This window comes from Pseudomonas sp. RT4P38 (genome assembly GCF_054897765.1).
The window spans coordinates 980,425-1,000,487 of the sequence record NZ_CM142703.1 but is presented as its reverse complement, the minus strand read 5'-3'; the positions used below and the strand labels follow the sequence as shown (position 1 = coordinate 1,000,487).

Annotated in this window: 7 protein-coding genes, 2 tRNA genes and 3 rRNA genes; 2 read left to right on the top strand and 10 right to left on the bottom strand. The window is 57.1% G+C overall.

What is annotated here, in order from left to right; translation table 11 throughout:
- Positions 1–23 precede the first annotated feature (23 nt).
- The 10 genes from recD to aptA all read right to left on the bottom strand — a co-directional run bounded on the left by recD (position 24) and on the right by aptA (position 18,278).
- Positions 24–2,132, bottom strand: coding sequence for an exodeoxyribonuclease V subunit alpha (gene recD, locus ACYZT7_RS04490; RefSeq protein WP_462040111.1), 2,109 nt, complete (start codon positions 2,130–2,132; stop codon positions 24–26).
- Positions 2,129–5,815 (bottom strand): exodeoxyribonuclease V subunit beta, encoded by a 3,687-nt coding sequence (gene recB, locus ACYZT7_RS04485; protein ID WP_462040110.1) that lies wholly within the window; start codon positions 5,813–5,815, stop codon positions 2,129–2,131. The genes recD and recB overlap by 4 nt, the downstream gene beginning before the upstream one ends.
- A complete protein-coding gene (gene recC / locus ACYZT7_RS04480; protein ID WP_462040109.1) occupies positions 5,815–9,264 on the bottom strand; it encodes an exodeoxyribonuclease V subunit gamma in 3,450 nt (1,149 codons plus the stop codon). Before recC ends, recB begins: the two co-directional genes overlap by 1 nt.
- A 156-nt stretch (positions 9,265–9,420) precedes the next feature.
- Positions 9,421–9,536, bottom strand: a 5S ribosomal RNA gene (gene rrf, locus ACYZT7_RS04475).
- Between the two features lie 173 nt (positions 9,537–9,709).
- A 23S ribosomal RNA gene (locus ACYZT7_RS04470) occupies positions 9,710–12,601 on the bottom strand.
- A 249-nt stretch (positions 12,602–12,850) separates the two neighbouring features.
- Positions 12,851–12,926: transfer RNA gene (locus ACYZT7_RS04465), tRNA-Ala, on the bottom strand.
- Positions 12,927–12,956: 30 nt separating this feature from the next.
- Positions 12,957–13,033: transfer RNA gene (locus ACYZT7_RS04460), tRNA-Ile, on the bottom strand.
- Between the two features lie 161 nt (positions 13,034–13,194).
- Positions 13,195–14,733: ribosomal RNA gene (locus ACYZT7_RS04455) — 16S ribosomal RNA — on the bottom strand.
- Together the 16S, 23S and 5S rRNA genes with 2 tRNA genes alongside form the textbook arrangement of a ribosomal RNA operon.
- Before the next feature lie 626 nt (positions 14,734–15,359).
- Complete coding sequence (locus tag ACYZT7_RS04450; protein WP_462040108.1) at positions 15,360–16,853, bottom strand: CoA-acylating methylmalonate-semialdehyde dehydrogenase; 1,494 nt, start codon at positions 16,851–16,853, stop codon at positions 15,360–15,362.
- Positions 16,854–16,928: 75 nt separating this feature from the next.
- Positions 16,929–18,278: an omega-aminotransferase AptA gene (gene aptA, locus ACYZT7_RS04445; RefSeq protein ID WP_462040107.1), complete on the bottom strand. Its 1,350-nt coding sequence runs from the start codon at positions 18,276–18,278 to the stop codon at positions 16,929–16,931.
- Between the two features lie 124 nt (positions 18,279–18,402).
- Between aptA and ACYZT7_RS04440 the strand changes: the two genes are divergently transcribed.
- Complete coding sequence (locus ACYZT7_RS04440) at positions 18,403–19,323, top strand: LysR family transcriptional regulator (protein WP_462040106.1); 921 nt, start codon at positions 18,403–18,405, stop codon at positions 19,321–19,323.
- A gap of 85 nt (positions 19,324–19,408) precedes the next feature.
- Entirely contained in the window at positions 19,409–20,059 is a 651-nt protein-coding gene (locus tag ACYZT7_RS04435; RefSeq protein ID WP_462040105.1) for a TetR/AcrR family transcriptional regulator, read from the top strand.
- Positions 20,060–20,063 lie beyond the last annotated feature (4 nt).

The following is a 20,063-nucleotide window of genomic DNA, read 5'->3' as shown; positions in this document are numbered from 1 at the left end:
TTTGCGCGGCGCAAAGAAAGCTATCAATGACGTGTTTCAACACCCTCCTCCAATTCCAGCATCAACCCGCTCAAACGCTTGACCTTGCGCCGCACCGCCTCTTCGAATACGCCGGGACGAGGCTCGATCAGGGTGAACCAGTTTTTGGCCCGGGTAATCCCGGTATAGATCAGCTCCTTGGTGAGTACAGGGTTCAGGGCATCCGGCAGAATCAATGCCGTGTGAGCAAATTCAGAGCCCTGGGATTTGTGCACCGTCATCGCGTACACGGTTTCGACATCATTGAGCCGGCTCGGCAGAACAAACCGTACGCCGCCCTGACCATCATTGCGCGGGAACGCCACACGCAACACCTGCTTCCCTGCCTCCGGCCCATCACGTTCCGGTAGCTTGAGCGCAATGCCGATGTCGCCGTTCATCAAACCCAGACCATAATCGTTGCGGGTCATCAGCACCGGCCGACCTTCGTACCACTGCTGGTCGCTGTCGATCAGCCGCGCCTTGAGCAGCGCGGCGGTCACGCGTTGATTCAAACCTTCCACGCCCCACGGCCCTTTGCGTACGGCGCATAACAACTGGAAGGCGTCGAAAGCTTGCAACACCTGCCGAGCCCAATCGGTCCAGCAGGGATCATTCAGCGTGTTGTCTAGCGGTGGTCGCAGGCTGCGCAAGAGACTCAGGTAATGCCGATAACCCTGCGGTCCATCGCCATGCCCCTCAAGCAACAAGCGCTCCAATGCCCGGTCCTGCTCCCCCTTGAGGGACAGGGAAAACACGTCGTCATGGCTTCGAGCCGCCAACAACTTGCGAGCTTCCTCGGGTTGCTGCTGGTTGACCCAACGAGCCAGTTGGCCGATGCCGCTGCCCTCGCCGAACCGGCGTGAATGACGCAGCATCACCACTTGCTGGGCCAGGGGATGTGTCCCTTGGGTGTCTTCCTGCAAACCGCTGGCATCCAGGCTCTCACCACTGACCGCTTGCAGCCACAGGCGAGTCTGTGGGCTGTACCAACCGGCCTCGGCGTCGCGGCACAGGTCGCCCAGCACGGCGCCGGCCTCCACCGATGCCAGTTGATCCTTGTCTCCGAGCAGCACCAGACGGGCATGGGCCGGCAACGCGTCGAGCAGGTTGGCCATCATTTCCAGATCGATCATCGAGGCTTCGTCCACCACCAAGACATCCAGCGGCAAGCGATTACTGGCGTGGTGACGGAAGTGTCGAGTACCGGGACGACTGCCGAGCAGACGGTGCACGGTGGTGACGTCTGACGGGATCTTCACTCGTACGGTTTCATCGACTTCCAGGGTTCTGACCTGCTGACTGATGGACTCCGTCAGTCGGGCTGCAGCCTTGCCGGTGGGTGCCGCGAGACGTATACGCAACGGCTTGCCCGACTCCACTGCCGGCGCCTGGAGCAACGCCAGCAAACGCACGACCGTCGTCGTCTTGCCGGTCCCCGGGCCACCGGTAACGATGCTGAATGCGCTGCGGGTTGCGAGGGCACAGGCGAGTTTCTGCCAGTCAATCACTTCACCGGGCTTGGCCGGGCCGAACAAGCTGGTGAGCCGTTGGGACAAATCATCAGGTGTGGTTTCGTGCTCGACCAGGCGTTGACGCAGCGAGTTGTCGATACGCCGCTCGTAAGCCCAGTAACGACGCAAGTACAGGCGTTTGCCCGATAACACCAATGGCCGATGCTGCGCCGCCTCACGGCCGTCGGCCGCCAATGCGACCAGACTGCTGGAGGCCAGGACCTTGCACCAATGGGCACCGTCCAGCGCCTCAAGCAATTGCGACGGCAGCAACATCGCACCACTTTGCAGATCGCCTTCCGGTGGCAGCGACAGAGCGAAGTCCGGCTCCTTGAGCGTCTCGAACACATCCAGGCACACATGACCGTGGCCCAGCTGATGACTGGCCAACGCGGCGGCCAGCAGCACCAGCGGATCGTCGCTGGGAGCCAGTTCATGAAGAAAAGAGACGAAGGCTTTGTCCAGCGCTCGCAGCCAGCCGCGCTCAACCCAGCGTGTCAGCAATAGCAGCAAATCATCGGCGCGACTCAACGGCGCCAGATCGGTCAGGCTTTCGGCTGTCAACGAAGTGGGCAGCAAATCAGCGAAGGTGCGACTCATAGCAAAACTCCCTGTTCCCAGGCGGGTTCGGCCTTGGGTTCTGGCTTACCCTGGAACAGCCGGTCCAGACGCTCGATCAGCTCTCTTGGAGGACGGGCGAAATACACGCCTTGGCTGGACGCGCGCGTACCGCGCAGGAACAGGTACAGCGCACCACCGACATGCCGGTCGTAATCGTAATCGGCAAGTCGCGCCTTGAGCTGGCGATGCAGGGCCAACAGGTACAGCACGTATTGCAGGTCGTAACGGTTGTCGAGAATCGACTGCTCCATGGCCTGTTCGGTGTAGGCCGCGTCATCGACGCCCAGCCAGTTGGATTTGTAGTCGGCGACGTAGTAACGGCCATCGTGCTCGAACGTCAGGTCGATGAAGCCTTTGAACATGCCATTGAGCAACACCGGCTCGGCAGCCACCCGGGCGACGCCGTTGTGGGTGTATTGGCGCACCAGTTCATCGAGCTTGAGCACATCGACCTTGTGGCTGGCGAACCAGAACTCCATCTCGACCCGGTACTGGGTCAGTTGCTCAAATACCACCGGGGCCTGCCCGCCGCCGATAGGCAGCGGGGACGTAAGCAGATGCTGCAGCCAGTCGCTCAGGGCAGTTATCCAGCCCTCCCAGCCACGGCGGTTGCAACGACGGGCAATCGCGTCTTCCACCGCTTGCGGCGTGGCGGCAAAACCTTCGTCACCGGCCCATTCGAGCAAACCATGGAGAAAGGTGCCGGGGTTCGGTCCACGAGGGAATCGATGGATATCCGCGCCACCGGCCACCACTTCTCGTGGTGCTTGCGGATCGAGGCGTTCGTCGTCGAAGAGCTTTTGCGCTTGCGGGCTCTCCGGCGCTTCATCAGTGCCCACGCTCATGCTGTCGCCAATGCGCAAGGCGCTGTAGGAGGCGATCCACCAGTTTTCGCTGGCCTTGCGTTTGGGTATCAGAGGAGCAAGCAACGTCGCATCGTTGTGCGGCGGATGGTAGTGCTCGACGATCGCTTCAGGCATTTCACCGTAGCTCAGCGCAGGACAGTCCCGCTGCAGGTCTTCCAGCCAACGCTTCAAACCTGCCGACTCGGCCAATGGCGCACCGCCCCCCAGTAGATAACCCAATGCAGAAAGATGCAGCACCGAGCTATTGTTATTGCCGCGCTTGAGATCAGTCACTCCCAGCCAACAGGCGTGTTGCGCCCGGGTCAGGGCCACGTAAAGCAAGCGCAAATCCTCGGCAAGACGCTCATCATCCGCCTGAACAATCAACTCGGCCGTAGGCTTCAAGGTCACTTGGGCCTTGCCCGTGGCGTCGTGGTAATGCAACGGCAGGCGACTGCCATCCACCGGTTTCGCCGAGCAAATGAACGGCAGGAACACCAAGGGATACTCAAGCCCCTTTGACTTGTGAATGGTCACGACTTTGACCAGTTGTTCGTCGCTCTCCAAACGCAGGATCTGCTCTTCGCCGGCCTGACCGGACAACGCCAGATGCTCGGACAAATGACGGATCAGCGCTTGTTCACCATCGAGCTCGGCGGCCGCCTGTTGCAGCAACTCGGACAGGTGCAGCAAATTGGTCAGCACCCGCTCGCCGTCACTGCGCGTGATCAATGTCTGAGGCAGCTGGAAGTCATGCAGCAAGCGCCGCAGCATTGGCAAGATGCCCTGCTTGCGCCAGAGCTCGCGATAATGGCGGAACTGCATGACCCGCGCTTCCCAGGCCAGTTCGTCCTGATTGAGCCGTTCCAGTTCAGCCAGCGACAGGTTCAGCGTGATGCAGGCCAACGCGGCTCGCAGTGGACGCTCGACATCTGGCTCGGCGCAGGCTTTGAGCCAGGTCAGCAGATCGTGGGCCTCCTGGGCGGCAAACACCGAGTCCTTGTCCGACAGATAGACGCTGCGCACGCCCCGGGCGGAGAGTTCGCCACGCACAGCCTGGGCTTCTTTACCGTCGCGGACCAGGATCGCGATATCCGCTGGCAGCAGCCCTCTGAAGTCCTTGCCGTCCTGTATTAAACCCGCGCGACCTTGTTGCCCGCCGTTGAGCAAAGCGGTGATTTCACTGGCGCAGGCGGCGGCGAGTTGTTGTCGGTACACCGCGCCGGACAGCGGCTGATCGGCGGACAGGTGCCAGATGTTCAGGGCGGGCACGACCTGGCCGTCGATGTGCAGGACTTCTTTGCGCCCTTGGGATTCGACGGGCAGGAACGGTACCGGGTTCTCACCGTTCTTTTCACGAAACAGGAAAGCGCCCCGCCCGGTCTCACGAGACTCGGCACGTTCGAATACATGGTTGACCGCACTGACCATGCCATGGCTGGAACGGAAATTCGTACCCAGGGTATGCAGCCGGCCAGCGGTGGCCTGACGGGCGCGCAAGTAGGTGTAGATGTCGGCACCGCGGAATGCGTAGATCGCTTGCTTGGGGTCGCCGATCAGGAACAGACCGCATTCGGGATTGTTGTCTTCGATGCGATAGATGCTCTCGAAGATCCGGTACTGCACTGGGTCGGTGTCCTGGAACTCATCGATCAGCGCCACCGGGAACTGCTCGCGAATCAGGGTCGCCAGCCGCTCACCGCCGTCGGACTGCAGTGCGGCATCGAGGCGCAGCAGCATGTCATCGAAGCCCATCTCCGCACGGCGACGCTTTTCTTCCTCGAACCGTGTGCCGACCCACTGGGCGGCGTGTTGCAGCACGGCGGCATCAGGTGTCGGCAATCCATCGAGACTGGACTTGAGGCCGGGCATGGCGTCCAGCCCGGGATGACTGGGTACTTCGCCCTTCCAGGCTTCAGCCATACCCTCGGGAGTGAGGCGCGTGAATCCGGTGCCGATATCCAGTTGCTCAAGGGATTCGTCTTCAGCCCAGGTGCTGATCTTTTCAAACCAGGGTTCGAAATAGCGCGCCTGCATCTTGCGACCGTCGACGCTCTTGGTCGCAACACCCTGGTGACAGATGGCAAGCAATTCGTCCGCCCACTGGCGCCAGGGCATCTTGAGTTCGAGCAAGGCTGCCCGTCGCTCTTGCAGACACTCCGTGATCAGCTCGGCAGGCTCTTTACCTTCAACACTGTCTCGTTCACTGGCGAACAAACCACGTACTCGCGGCAGTAAAGCCGCCGGCCCCCCCCAATTTCCGCGCACCCAGTTCAGCGCATCGCCTTGCATCGGGTAGCAAAACAGGCGCCAGTAATCGCGCAGGACTTCGCCCAGCAAATCGCTGTGATCGGTTTCCAGGGATTGTGTAAACAGGCTGCCACTGTCGAACGCGTGTTCGCGCAACATGCGCTGGCACCAACTGTGGATGGTTGAAACTGCTGCCTCGTCCATCCACTGCGCGGCGATGTCCAGGCGGTTTGCGCACCCGGACCACTGCTCGGGAAGGTATTCCTCACGAAGCTCTGCGATAAGGCTATCGGGCGCCGGTGTTTCATCACGGAAAAACCGTGCAGCTTCAGCAAGACGCGTGCGGATGCGTTCGCGCAATTCTTTGGTCGCGGCATCGGTGAACGTCACAACGAGGATTTGCGGCGGCAACAGTTCACGTCCGAAGCCGCTCGACTCTGCGCCGTGGCCAAGGACCAGGCGCAGATACAGCGCGGAAATGGTGAAGGTCTTGCCCGTCCCGGCACTCGCCTCGATCAGTTGGCTGCCGCGCAGGGGAAATGCCAAGGCCAGAGGTTTCGTATTCATCAGCGCGCCTCCTCGCTGTTCAATGAACGCCAAGGCGCTTCAATCAGCGGCCGATACAATGCGTTGCACCAATCCGGGAACGTTTCGTCTGCGGTAAGCGTGTCGTAGTCGGCGAACTGCCGTGCGAGTGCCGGGCTTTCGCGACGCTCGCCGTCGGTGGTCAGTCCATCGCCCTCATAAGCCTTGCGGGCTGCGGCTTGGGCTTTGACCGGATCAGTTTGACCAAGCCATGCAAAGCCGGTCTTTACCGCAATCGGCAGTGGTTGGCGCATGCCCGTTTGCCAAGCCATTAACAGGTCGCCCAGAATCCGCAAGGCTGCATCCTCCTCCATCGGAGCGAGCAGCAGACTGTCGTCACTGGCCACCAACGCGGTGGTCATCGCCATACCACTGGCGCAAGCAACCAGATGATTGACCCAGGGCCGTGTCAGCCGATGCCATTTGCGAGACTTGATCGAGCCGATGCTGTTGGGGATTGTAGTGACGGATAGCAAACCACCGTCCGCACGTTGATGCAGGCCGCTGAGCCAACCTTCCAGACGCAGACCCTGCAACTGCAGATTCACTGGCAGAGCGTTGGTGAGCGGCGTCGGCCATAACGCCAAAAGCTGCTGGTAACGCTGCAGCAGATCCGGCAATGGTTCGATCAACTCTCGCTGAAGGCATTCGCCGAATCCGGCCATGGGCAGGAGGCCACTGTTTTGCAGACGTTTTGCCTGTGCTTCCAGTACCTGGTCGGTGCTATCCAGATGTCCCAGCGCCGCTTCGAGCAAGCTGTCGCTGAGGCTGTAACGTTGCAACGCGTCGAGTACAAATGGCTCTTCGTCAGCCAAGGGCACTTCAGCCGCTTCGAAGTACACCTTCAGTCGCTGACTGAAGAAATGTCGCACAGGATTACGCAGGAAATCCTGCAATTGACCGAGGCTCAGCGGCTCCTCCTGAACGTAGGGATCAAGGACATCGATATCAGCCGCTTGCGCTAGGGTGTGATGAAGTACCTGCCACTCACTCGCGTAGCTGAACAGGTCATCGCCTTCATGGAAGTAGCGGGCGCTGAAGGGTTGCAGTGGATGTTCCTGAGTGATGGACTCAAGCAGGTCTTCGTCGACATCATGCAATCGCCAACCGCTGGCCAGATGGTCTCGTAATTGGCCAATCAGTACTGACGCAGGGCGCTCACTGTTATCGCGAATGCTGCGGCCGACCCAACTGATATAGAGTTGGTCACGTGCCGACAACAGGGCTTCCAACAGCAGATAGCGGTCATCTTCGCGTCGGGAGCGATCGCCAGGGCGGTAATCACTGCCCATGAGGTCGAAGTCCAGTGGCGGCTGTGCGCGCGGGTAGTCCCCATCATTCATGCCCAGCAGGCAGACCAGCTTGAACGGGATCGCTCGCATGGGCATCAAGGTGCAGAAGTTAACTGCACCCGCCAGAAAACGCTGGGATAAACGACCCTGATCAAGGCCGGCGAGCCAGGCTTCACGGACCACGGTCAACGGCAGCTCATCATGCAAGCCAACTGACTCGCAGGTCTCAAGCCAGGTTTCACGCAGCTCTTCGAGTTGGGCCAACACGTAGTCGTCATGCTCGTTACTGGCTTGGAAGAACAACTGAACCAGTGCATGCAAACGAAAGCCCCATTGTTTGGGAGCTGCGGGTTGAGAGAGCTCCTGGTGGGCAATCTCCAAGGCATCCAGCAGTGCGACCAAAGGCCCAATGAGCGCGGCATCCAGACCACCGATCTCGTCGTAGGGTTCGATACCCTCGCAGGCACTGGCACTGCCCACGGCATAGCCGAGCAGCATCCGTCGCAGCCCGAAACGCCAACTGTTTTGCTCCAGCTCCTGCGGCAGACCGAGCCCCGCACGCTGCTCGGCATTCATGCCCCAGCGGATGCCTGCGCCTTCGATCCAACGGTGCAGGGTCGGCAGATCACGTTCCTCTACACCGAAGCGAGCGCGTAGTGCAGGAACATCCAGCAGATCGAGGATCTCGCTCACGGGGAAACGGCTGTCGGGTAGTTTGAGCAGATGCTCGATAGCAATCAGTAGCGGATCACGGCCGCGTTGGCCTTGATCTGCGAGCGTGAAGGGAATGAAACGCGGGTCGTGGCGTTCAAGCTGAGCAAACACCGCACGAATATGGGGTGCGTAGCTGTCGATGTCAGGGACCATCACGATCACATCGCGAGGCCTTAAGTCCGGATCAGCACTGAAGCGTGCGAGCAACTGGTCGTGGAGAATCTCCACTTCGCGCTGGGCACTATGGGCGATGTGAAAACGGATCGATTCGTCGTTCGCCGGATCGACAACCGGCCAGCGCTCGCGAGTCTCGTTCAAGGGACGCAATTCAAGAATGTCGTCCTGCAATTGATTGAGCATGTTCTGTGGCTGGCTGTCGCTGAACAGGTCGATACGACCATCGCGGAATGCCGAGCGATAGCTGTTGGGATCGTCGTAGCTGTCGAGCAGATTGATATAGTCCCGCCCCTGCTTGCCCCACGCCGCCAGTAGTGGATGGGCATGCTGGTGAAGTGTTTGCGGGTCGAGCACAACCGGCATTCCGCTCTTGCGAGCCTGACGCTTGTACTGATGCCGCAACAGGTCTTTATCGGCGACGATGTCTGCCCAATGGTGACGACACGGGTTGTGCACACAGAGCAGAACCTGGCTGAACCGGGCCAGTCCCGCCAGTGCTTCCAGGGCTTGAGCGGGCAGTGAAGAAATCCCGAAAACGATCACCCGTGAAGGCAATCCACTGGGGGCTACGTCGAGGCTGTTGATGCGCTCGATAAACCGTTGATGGACGCCGGCTCGGCTTTGCGCCATGCCTTGTTCACCCACATCCAGCAACAGCGCTCGCCACAACTCTGCCTGCCAGCAGTTAGCCGGGGTCAGAGGTTTGGTTTCACCTCTGCCATTTCGTAATTGATGGCGACCTTCTGCCCAGTCTTCAAGCCAGTCGGCCCGATACACCTGGTACTGGTCAAACAAATCCGCCAGCCGTTCGGCCAACTGATAGCGTTTGCGTAAATCGGTGTCATGGGTAAGGAAGCGCTGCAGCGGTTCGAAGTGCGGTTGATTGATCAGTTGCGGAAGCAGGCGCATCAGACGCCAGGTCAAGGGAGCTTTATCGAGCAGGGATTTAACCGGGATTTCGTCACGTCCAAGCACCATGCGATAGAGCTGCCACATGAAGCTACCTGGTAACTGCACGTCGATGGCTGCGGCGATTCCGCAGCCGCCCATGTCATCGTCTTCAGGGTCTTCTGCCAGTGCCAGCTTCAGCCATTGGGCGATGCCGTTGCTCTGAACCAGGACAATTTCATTCTCCAAGGGAGCCAACGGGTAACGCCGCATCCAGCTGACCACCAGGCTGCGCAACTCGTCCAGGCGATTGCCGTGAACCACCATAAAACCAGCACTGAGGGACGTCGCGTCCGGCATAAAGGCTTCCTTGGGAAAATACAAAAGCTAGGGCCGAACCTTAGCATTGTCGGGAGACTGTGACAGCCGGGAGCCGTCCGGTATTGCTGTACGAATTTTCCCGCGGACAAAACAAAACCCCTACCTGCATACGCAGATAGGGGTTTCGGAATTTAATCTTGACGATGACCTACTCTCACATGGGGAAACCCCACACTACCATCGGCGATGCATCGTTTCACTGCTGAGTTCGGGATGGGATCAGGTGGTTCCAATGCTCTATGGTCGTCAAGAAATTCGGGAGCCAGGTCGTGGGCCTTTGCAGGTTCACGCTCCAGCGAATGGGTATGCGATAGTTTGGTGTTTTGTGAGTATCTCGAACTTTCGGTTCGGTTCGTCTTCACACACCGCAATCTGGTGCTCTTTCGCTTTTCAGCTCGAAGCCTGCAAATTGCTTGGGTGTTATATGGTCAAGCCTCACGGGCAATTAGTATTGGTTAGCTCAACGCCTCACAGCGCTTACACACCCAACCTATCAACGTCGTAGTCTTCGACGGCCCTTCAGGGGACTCAAGGTCCCAGTGAGATCTCATCTTGAGGCTAGTTTCCCGCTTAGATGCTTTCAGCGGTTATCTATTCCGAACATAGCTACCCGGCAATGCCACTGGCGTGACAACCGGAACACCAGAGGTTCGTCCACTCCGGTCCTCTCGTACTAGGAGCAGCCCCTCTCAAATCTCAAACGTCCACGGCAGATAGGGACCGAACTGTCTCACGACGTTCTAAACCCAGCTCGCGTACCACTTTAAATGGCGAACAGCCATACCCTTGGGACCGGCTTCAGCCCCAGGATGTGATGAGCCGACATCGAGGTGCCAAACACCGCCGTCGATATGAACTCTTGGGCGGTATCAGCCTGTTATCCCCGGAGTACCTTTTATCCGTTGAGCGATGGCCCTTCCATACAGAACCACCGGATCACTAAGACCTACTTTCGTACCTGCTCGACGTGTCTGTCTCGCAGTCAAGCGCGCTTTTGCCTTTATACTCTACGACCGATTTCCGACCGGTCTGAGCGCACCTTCGTACTCCTCCGTTACTCTTTAGGAGGAGACCGCCCCAGTCAAACTACCCACCATACACTGTCCTCGATCCGGATAACGGACCTGAGTTAGAACCTCAAAGTTGCCAGGGTGGTATTTCAAGGTTGGCTCCACGCGAACTGGCGTCCACGCTTCAAAGCCTCCCACCTATCCTACACAAGCAAATTCAAAGTCCAGTGCAAAGCTATAGTAAAGGTTCACGGGGTCTTTCCGTCTAGCCGCGGATACACTGCATCTTCACAGCGATTTCAATTTCACTGAGTCTCGGGTGGAGACAGCGCCGCCATCGTTACGCCATTCGTGCAGGTCGGAACTTACCCGACAAGGAATTTCGCTACCTTAGGACCGTTATAGTTACGGCCGCCGTTTACCGGGGCTTCGATCAAGAGCTTCGCGTTAGCTAACCCCATCAATTAACCTTCCGGCACCGGGCAGGCGTCACACCCTATACGTCCACTTTCGTGTTTGCAGAGTGCTGTGTTTTTAATAAACAGTCGCAGCGGCCTGGTATCTTCGACCGGCATGGGCTTACGCAGTAAATGCTTCACCCTCACCGGCGCACCTTCTCCCGAAGTTACGGTGCCATTTTGCCTAGTTCCTTCACCCGAGTTCTCTCAAGCGCCTTGGTATTCTCTACCCAACCACCTGTGTCGGTTTGGGGTACGGTTCCTGGTTACCTGAAGCTTAGAAGCTTTTCTTGGAAGCATGGCATCAACCACTTCGTCACCCAAAGGGTAACTCGTCATCAGCTCTCGGCCTTAAGATCCCGGATTTACCTAAGATCTCAGCCTACCACCTTAAACTTGGACAACCAACGCCAAGCTGGCCTAGCCTTCTCCGTCCCTCCATCGCAATAACCAGAAGTACAGGAATATTAACCTGTTTTCCATCGACTACGCTTTTCAGCCTCGCCTTAGGGACCGACTAACCCTGCGTCGATTAACGTTGCGCAGGAAACCTTGGTCTTTCGGCGTGGGTGTTTTTCACACCCATTGTCGTTACTCATGTCAGCATTCGCACTTCTGATACCTCCAGCAAGCTTCTCAACTCACCTTCACAGGCTTACAGAACGCTCCTCTACCGCATCACCTAAGTGATACCCGTAGCTTCGGTGTATGGTTTGAGCCCCGTTACATCTTCCGCGCAGGCCGACTCGACTAGTGAGCTATTACGCTTTCTTTAAAGGGTGGCTGCTTCTAAGCCAACCTCCTAGCTGTCTAAGCCTTCCCACATCGTTTCCCACTTAACCATAACTTTGGGACCTTAGCTGACGGTCTGGGTTGTTTCCCTTTTCACGACGGACGTTAGCACCCGCCGTGTGTCTCCCATGCTCGGCACTTGTAGGTATTCGGAGTTTGCATCGGTTTGGTAAGTCGGGATGACCCCCTAGCCGAAACAGTGCTCTACCCCCTACAGTGATACATGAGGCGCTACCTAAATAGCTTTCGAGGAGAACCAGCTATCTCCGAGCTTGATTAGCCTTTCACTCCGATCCACAGGTCATCCGCTAACTTTTCAACGGTAGTCGGTTCGGTCCTCCAGTTAGTGTTACCCAACCTTCAACCTGCCCATGGATAGATCGCCCGGTTTCGGGTCTATTCCCAGCGACTAGACGCCCTATTAAGACTCGCTTTCGCTACGCCTCCCCTATTCGGTTAAGCTCGCCACTGAAAATAAGTCGCTGACCCATTATACAAAAGGTACGCAGTCACCCAACAAAGTGGGCTCCCACTGCTTGTACGCATACGGTTTCAGGATCTATTTCACTCCCCTCTCCGGGGTTCTTTTCGCCTTTCCCTCACGGTACTAGTTCACTATCGGTCAGTCAGTAGTATTTAGCCTTGGAGGATGGTCCCCCCATATTCAGACAAAGTTTCTCGTGCTCCGTCCTACTCGATTTCATGACCAAGAGATTTTCGCGTACAGGGCTATCACCCACTATGGCCGCACTTTCCAGAGCGTTCCGCTAATCTCAAAGCCACTTAAGGGCTAGTCCCCGTTCGCTCGCCACTACTAAGGGAATCTCGGTTGATTTCTTTTCCTCAGGGTACTTAGATGTTTCAGTTCCCCTGGTTCGCCTCTTAAGCCTATGTATTCAGCTTAAGATAACCATCTTATGATGGCTGGGTTCCCCCATTCAGACATCTCCGGATCAAAGTCTGTTTGCCGACTCCCCGAAGCTTTTCGCAGGCTACCACGTCTTTCATCGCCTCTGACTGCCAAGGCATCCACCGTATGCGCTTCTTCACTTGACCATATAACCCCAAGCAATCTGGTTATACTGTGAAGACGACATTCGCCGAAAATTCGATTCTTGCTCATAAAGAGCAACTCACAAATTTTACCTTAGCCTGATCCGTTACCAGTGAAAGTAACGTCCAGTCTATCTTTCTATCACATACCCAAATTTTTAAAGAACGATCTAGCCAAAGACTAGAAATCAACATTCACCATCGTCACGATGGAATGCTCATTTCTAAGCTTTCAACAACAGAAGCAGTTAGTGGTGGAGCCAAACGGGATCGAACCGTTGACCTCCTGCGTGCAAGGCAGGCGCTCTCCCAGCTGAGCTATGGCCCCGTATTTCTACAGGCGTTTCCCACACAAAATTGGTGGGTCTGGGCAGATTCGAACTGCCGACCTCACCCTTATCAGGGGTGCGCTCTAACCAACTGAGCTACAGACCCAATTTCGAGCTACAAGGCCGACCTCACCCTGCTCTCTACCACAGAGCATGGGGTGCGCTCTAACCAACCAAGCTACAACCCCTTAGGGCTGCTTCTTATCGTCTTCTTCAATGAATCAAGCAATTCGTGTGGGAGCTTATGGAGCAGCTGATGTCGTCGATTAAGGAGGTGATCCAGCCGCAGGTTCCCCTACGGCTACCTTGTTACGACTTCACCCCAGTCATGAATCACACCGTGGTAACCGTCCTCCCGAAGGTTAGACTAGCTACTTCTGGTGCAACCCACTCCCATGGTGTGACGGGCGGTGTGTACAAGGCCCGGGAACGTATTCACCGCGACATTCTGATTCGCGATTACTAGCGATTCCGACTTCACGCAGTCGAGTTGCAGACTGCGATCCGGACTACGATCGGTTTTCTGGGATTAGCTCCACCTCGCGGCTTGGCAACCCTCTGTACCGACCATTGTAGCACGTGTGTAGCCCAGGCCGTAAGGGCCATGATGACTTGACGTCATCCCCACCTTCCTCCGGTTTGTCACCGGCAGTCTCCTTAGAGTGCCCACCATTACGTGCTGGTAACTAAGGACAAGGGTTGCGCTCGTTACGGGACTTAACCCAACATCTCACGACACGAGCTGACGACAGCCATGCAGCACCTGTCTCAATGCTCCCGAAGGCACTCCGCTATCTCTAGCAGATTCATTGGATGTCAAGGCCTGGTAAGGTTCTTCGCGTTGCTTCGAATTAAACCACATGCTCCACCGCTTGTGCGGGCCCCCGTCAATTCATTTGAGTTTTAACCTTGCGGCCGTACTCCCCAGGCGGTCAACTTAATGCGTTAGCTGCGCCACTAAGAGCTCAAGGCTCCCAACGGCTAGTTGACATCGTTTACGGCGTGGACTACCAGGGTATCTAATCCTGTTTGCTCCCCACGCTTTCGCACCTCAGTGTCAGTATCAGTCCAGGTGGTCGCCTTCGCCACTGGTGTTCCTTCCTATATCTACGCATTTCACCGCTACACAGGAAATTCCACCACCCTCTACCATACTCTAGCTCGACAGTTTTGAATGCAGTTCCCAGGTTGAGCCCGGGGATTTCACATCCAACTTAACGAACCACCTACGCGCGCTTTACGCCCAGTAATTCCGATTAACGCTTGCACCCTCTGTATTACCGCGGCTGCTGGCACAGAGTTAGCCGGTGCTTATTCTGTCGGTAACGTCAAAACACTTACGTATTAGGTAAATGCCCTTCCTCCCAACTTAAAGTGCTTTACAATCCGAAGACCTTCTTCACACACGCGGCATGGCTGGATCAGGCTTTCGCCCATTGTCCAATATTCCCCACTGCTGCCTCCCGTAGGAGTCTGGACCGTGTCTCAGTTCCAGTGTGACTGATCATCCTCTCAGACCAGTTACGGATCGTCGCCTTGGTGAGCCATTACCTCACCAACTAGCTAATCCGACCTAGGCTCATCTGATAGCGCAAGGCCCGAAGGTCCCCTGCTTTCTCCCGTAGGACGTATGCGGTATTAGCGTCCGTTTCCGAGCGTTATCCCCCACTACCAGGCAGATTCCTAGGCATTACTCACCCGTCCGCCGCTCGCCACCAGGTACAAGTACCCGTGCTGCCGCTCGACTTGCATGTGTTAGGCCTGCCGCCAGCGTTCAATCTGAGCCATGATCAAACTCTTCAGTTCAAACATCTTTGGGTTTTTAAGAAACCCTAAACTTGGCTCAGCAATCGTTGGTTACATCTTTGATTTCTCGCGGAGTAACTTGTGATGCTGATAATCTTGTTGACTATCAGTCTGACTCCACAAGCACCCACACGAATTGCTTGATTCAGTTGTTAAAGAGCGGTTGGTTAAGATCTTTCGTCTCAACCGAGGCGCGCATTCTACAGCAGCCTCTGTTGCTGTCAAGCGGTTATTTTCAGAAGTTTTCAAAGTTTCCTTTGTAACTTCAACCACTTGCGCTTTCGATCTCTCGTTAGCGGGAGGCGAATTCTACAGCGTTACTCGCTGCTGTCAACACCTCTTTTACACCGCTTTCGACCGAGAAGATCGAACCGTTAAAAGAGCCAAACAACCCCGCTCTTTCAACTCCTTCTGGGCTTCGATGAACTGAAGCAACTCGCTGTCGAAAACTACTTAACTCATTGTTTACCAAGGAGTTTCCCGTTTCGACTGCGCCGGAAGTGGGGCGAATTATAGACTTCCAGAATCTGCCGTCAACACCTATTTTCACAATCCTGTCAGATAGGTGAAAAAAGCCCCTGAAACGCAAAAACCGGCCCCAAGGGGCCGGCCTTCTTCCCTTCTACTTACAAACTAGGGAATGCGAATTGCGAAGCTTCATGGCTCGCCCGTTGTGGCCAGCGCTGGGTAATGGCCTTGCGACGAGTGTAGAAACGCACACCATCCGGACCATACGCATGCAGGTCGCCGAACAGCGAGCGCTTCCAGCCGCCAAAGCTGTGATAAGCCACCGGTACCGGCAGCGGTACGTTGACGCCGACCATACCGACTTCGATCTCGTCGCAGAACAACCGTGCCGCTTCCCCATCACGGGTAAAGATGCAGGTGCCGTTGCCATACTCGTGATCGTTGATCAGCTGCATCGCCTCTTCCAGGCTGTTAACCCGGACAACACACAACACCGGCCCGAAGATCTCTTCTTTATAGATGCGCATTTCTGGCGTGACGTTATCAAACAGGCAACCACCCAGGAAGAAACCTTCCTCATGACCAGCCACGCTCAGACCACGACCATCCACCACCAAGGTCGCACCAGAAGAAACACCGTCTTCTATATAGCCACTGACTTTGTCGCGAGCCTGACCGGAAACCAGTGGCCCCATGTCCAGACCGCATGAAGTACCGGCACCGATTTTCAGAGCCTTGATTTGCGGTACCAACTTGGCCACCAGCGCATCCGCCACCTGGTCTCCGACGCACACAGCCACCGAGATCGCCATGCAACGTTCACCGCAAGAACCGTAGGCCGCGCCCATCAGTGCGCTGACCGTATTATCCAGATCCGCATCCGGCATCAGAACCGCATGGTTCTTCGCGCCTCCCAGTGCCTGAACGCGCTTGCCACGCTTGGTGCCTTCGGCGTAGATGTATTCGGCAATTGGCGTCGAACCAACGAAGCTCAACGCTTTGACTTCCGGCGCTTCGATCAGCGCATCCACTGCAGCCTTATCGCCGTGCACTACGCTCAGCACGCCTTTTGGCAGACCGGCTTCCAACAGCAATTGAGCAATCAACAGTGTCGAACTTGGGTCACGCTCGGAAGGTTTGAGGATAAAGCAGTTGCCGCAGACGATCGCCAGTGGATACATCCACAGCGGCACCATGGCCGGGAAGTTGAACGGAGTGATACCAGCCACCACGCCCAACGGCTGGAAGTCCGACCAGGCATCAATGTTCGGGCCGACGTTACGACTGTATTCGCCCTTGAGGATTTCCGGCGCTGCGCAAGCGAACTCGACGTTCTCGATACCGCGCTTCAATTCACCCGCCGCATCTTCCAGCGTCTTGCCGTGCTCTTCGCTGATCAGCTGCGCGATACGCCCTTCGTTCTGTTCCAGCAGTTGCTTGAAGCGGAACATCACCTGAGCACGCTTGGCCGGAGGAGTGTTACGCCAGGCGGGGAACGCAGCCTTGGCCGAGTCGATGGCTTTTTGAATGGTTTCGCGGCTGGCCAATGGCAGCTTGTGGATCGCCTGGCCGGTAGACGGGTTGAACACGTCAGCTGTACGACCGTCTTCGGTCACCAGTTCGCCATTGATCAAATGCGGGATAAGGCTCATGCGGGGCTCCTGAAAAGTTGTCCACAGACGCCCGGCGAGGGCGTCTGCTGTTTTGTACTTATATAGAGGGAGAAATCAGTCGATTTTGTTCAGCACTTCGCCGACCGCGTCGAACAGACGATCAAGGTCTTGCGGCTTGCTGTTGAAGGTTGGGCCGAACTGTAGGGTGTCGCCGCCGAAGCGCACATAGAACCCGGCTTTCCACAACGCCATGCCCGCTTCGAACGGACGCACGATGGCGTCGCCGTCACGTGGCGCGATCTGGATCGCACCGGCCAGGCCGTAGTTACGAATGTCGATAATGTTTTTCGAGCCCTTCAGACCGTGCAGCGCATTCTCGAAATGCGGCGCGACTTCGGCCACGCTCTGCACCAGGTTTTCCTTTTGCAGCAGGTCGAGTGCTGCCAAGCCAGCAGCGCAAGCCACCGGGTGCGCGGAATAGGTGTAGCCGTGCGGAAATTCCACCGCGTACTCCGGCGTCGCCTGGTTCATGAAGGTCTGGTAGATCTCGGAGCTGGCTATCACCGCGCCCATCGGGATCGCACCGTTAGTGACTTGCTTGGCGATGCACATCAAGTCCGGGGTCACGCCGAAGCTGTCGGCGCCGAACATCGAACCGGTACGGCCGAAACCGGTGATCACTTCGTCGAACACCAGCAGGATGTTGTGCTGATCGCAGATCTCGCGCAGACGCTTGAGGTAACCCTGTGGCGGAACCAGGACGCCAGCGGAACCGGCCATTGGCTCGACGAACACGGCAGCGATGTTCGAAGCGTCATGCAGCTCGATCAGTTTGAGCAGTTCATCCGCCAGGGCAATACCGCCCTCTTTCGGCATGCCACGGGAATAGGCATTGCTCGCCAGCAAGGTGTGCGGCAGGTGATCGACGTCCATCATCGCCTGACCGAACATTTTGCGGTTGCCGTTCACGCCCCCGAGGCTGGTGCCGGCAATGTTCACGCCGTGATAACCACGGGCACGGCCGATCATTTTGGTCTTGGTGGCTTGGCCTTTCAGACGCCAGTAAGCACGAACCATCTTCACCGCCGTGTCAGCGCACTCGGAACCCGAGTCAGTGAAGAACACGTGATTCAAACTGCCCGGGGTCAGGTCGGTGATTTTCTCAGCCAGCTGGAACGACAGCGGGTGACCGTATTGGAAGCCTGGCGAGTAATCGAGGGTGCCCAATTGCTTGGCGACCGCTTCCTGAATTTCCTTGCGGGTATGCCCGGCACCGCAGGTCCACAGACCGGACAGCGAGTCATACACTTTGCGGCCCTTGTCATCTATCAGCCAACTGCCTTCAGCCGCCACGATCAGTCGCGGATCGCGCTGGAAATTACGGTTGGCGGTGTAGGGCATCCAGTGAGCATCGAGCTTGAGCTGGCTGGCCAGGGAGCTCGGGGCGTTTTCAGGCACGTTCATGGGCAAAACCTCGCAGGGCAATAAGCGGCGTGGAGATGAAAAGCGTTCTTGCAGCTAAATTGCCACGAGGATAAAGTCGGTAAAACCCAACTCTTCTAATGTTCAGTCAGGTCATCACTAAACTATGAGCAACCGTCGCCCCGATCCGCTGGCGCAAGTCAGTGACTTTGATATTCGCCTGTTACGAATATTTCGCAGCGTGGTGGAATGCGGCGGCTTCTCCGCCGCGGAATCAGTGCTGGGCATAGGTCGCTCGGCGATCAGCCAGCAAATGAGCGATCTGGAACAACGCCTCGGCCTGCGTTTATGCCAGCGTGGTCGCGCCGGGTTTTCCCTGACCGAAGAAGGTCGCGAGGTTTACCAATCGGCCTTGCAGCTATTAAGTGCGCTGGAAAGTTTTCGCACCGAGGTCAACGGTCTGCACCAACATCTGCGCGGCGAATTGACCATCGGCCTGACCGACAACCTGGTCACCCTCCCCCACATGCGCATCACCCACGCCTTGGCGCAATTGAAGGAACGCGGTCCGGACGTGCAGATTCAGATCCGCATGATCGCGCCCAATGAAGTCGAACAAGGCGTACTCGACGGTCGATTGCATGTCGGCGTGGTGCCGCAAGCCAGCGCGCTGTCGGGGTTGGAATATCAGCCGCTCTATAGCGAACGCTCGCTACTGTATTGCGCGGTCGGTCATCCGTTGTTTTATGTCGACGATAAACAACTGGATGACGAACGCCTCAATAGCCAGGACGCCATCGCGCCGACCTTTCGTTTGCCAGCGGAAATCCAGGCCCATTACCAGGCGCTCAATTGCACCGCCAGTGCCTCGGACCGTGAAGGCATGGCGTTCCTGATCCTGACCGGGCGCTACATCGGTTACCTGCCGGACCACTACGCCAGCCTCTGGGTGCAGCAAGGCCGATTGCGTGCGCTGAAACCGCAAGCGCGGTTCTATGACCTGAGCCTCGCATCGGTCACTCGCAAGGGCCGTCGCCCGCATTTGGTGCTGGAAAGCTTTTTGGAGAGTCTGGCTGCGACACGCTAGGTTTTATCGCGTCAGGACTTGTCTGATGCCTGTGGGTGCGCTATCAACGCACTGGTTGTACCCACCCACTTGTTCGGAAGTGCCTATGACCTTTGAAGTCCCCGCTCACGGCGGCAAACCTGCCAGCCGCATTCGTCAGAAGAACGAAGAGACCATCATCAAAGCCGCCGAAGACGAGTTCGCCCGTCACGGGTTCAAAGGCACCAGTATGAACACCATCGCCCTGAATGCCGGGTTGCCCAAAGCCAATCTGCATTACTACTTCACCAACAAACTCGGTTTGTACGTGGCGGTGTTGAGCAACATCCTCCAGTTGTGGGACAGCACCTTCAACACCCTGACCGCTGAAGATGATCCGGGCGAAGCGTTGACGCGTTATATCCGCGCCAAGATGGAATTCTCCCGTCGTCAGCCGCAAGCCTCACGGATTTTCGCCATGGAAGTCATCAGCGGTGGCGAGTGCCTGACCGAGTATTTCAACCAGGACTATCGCGCCTGGTTCCAGGGGCGGGCGGGCGTGTTCCAAGCGTGGATCGACGCCGGCAAAATGGACCCGGTCGACCCGGTGAACCTGATCTTCCTGTTGTGGGGCAGCACTCAGCATTACGCGGATTTCGCCACACAGATCTGCCGTGTCAGCGGGCGCACCAAGTTGACCAAGCAGGACATGGAAGACGCCGGCAACAACCTGATCCGCATCATTCTCAAGGGCTGCGGCCTGACGCCAACGATCTAAGACA

Excerpts from the sequence above, each read along its gene's own strand:
- recD (WP_462040111.1), bottom strand. The coding sequence starts at position 2,132 with ATGAGTCGCACCTTCGCTGATTTGCTGCCCACTTCGTTGACAGCCGAA.
- recB (WP_462040110.1), bottom strand. The coding sequence starts at position 5,815 with ATGAATACGAAACCTCTGGCCTTGGCATTTCCCCTGCGCGGCAGCCAA.
- recC (WP_462040109.1), bottom strand. The coding sequence starts at position 9,264 with ATGCCGGACGCGACGTCCCTCAGTGCTGGTTTTATGGTGGTTCACGGC.
- ACYZT7_RS04450 (WP_462040108.1), bottom strand. The coding sequence starts at position 16,853 with ATGAGCCTTATCCCGCATTTGATCAATGGCGAACTGGTGACCGAAGAC.
- aptA (WP_462040107.1), bottom strand. The coding sequence starts at position 18,278 with ATGAACGTGCCTGAAAACGCCCCGAGCTCCCTGGCCAGCCAGCTCAAG.
- ACYZT7_RS04440 (WP_462040106.1), top strand. The coding sequence starts at position 18,403 with ATGAGCAACCGTCGCCCCGATCCGCTGGCGCAAGTCAGTGACTTTGAT.
- ACYZT7_RS04435 (WP_462040105.1), top strand. The coding sequence starts at position 19,409 with ATGACCTTTGAAGTCCCCGCTCACGGCGGCAAACCTGCCAGCCGCATT.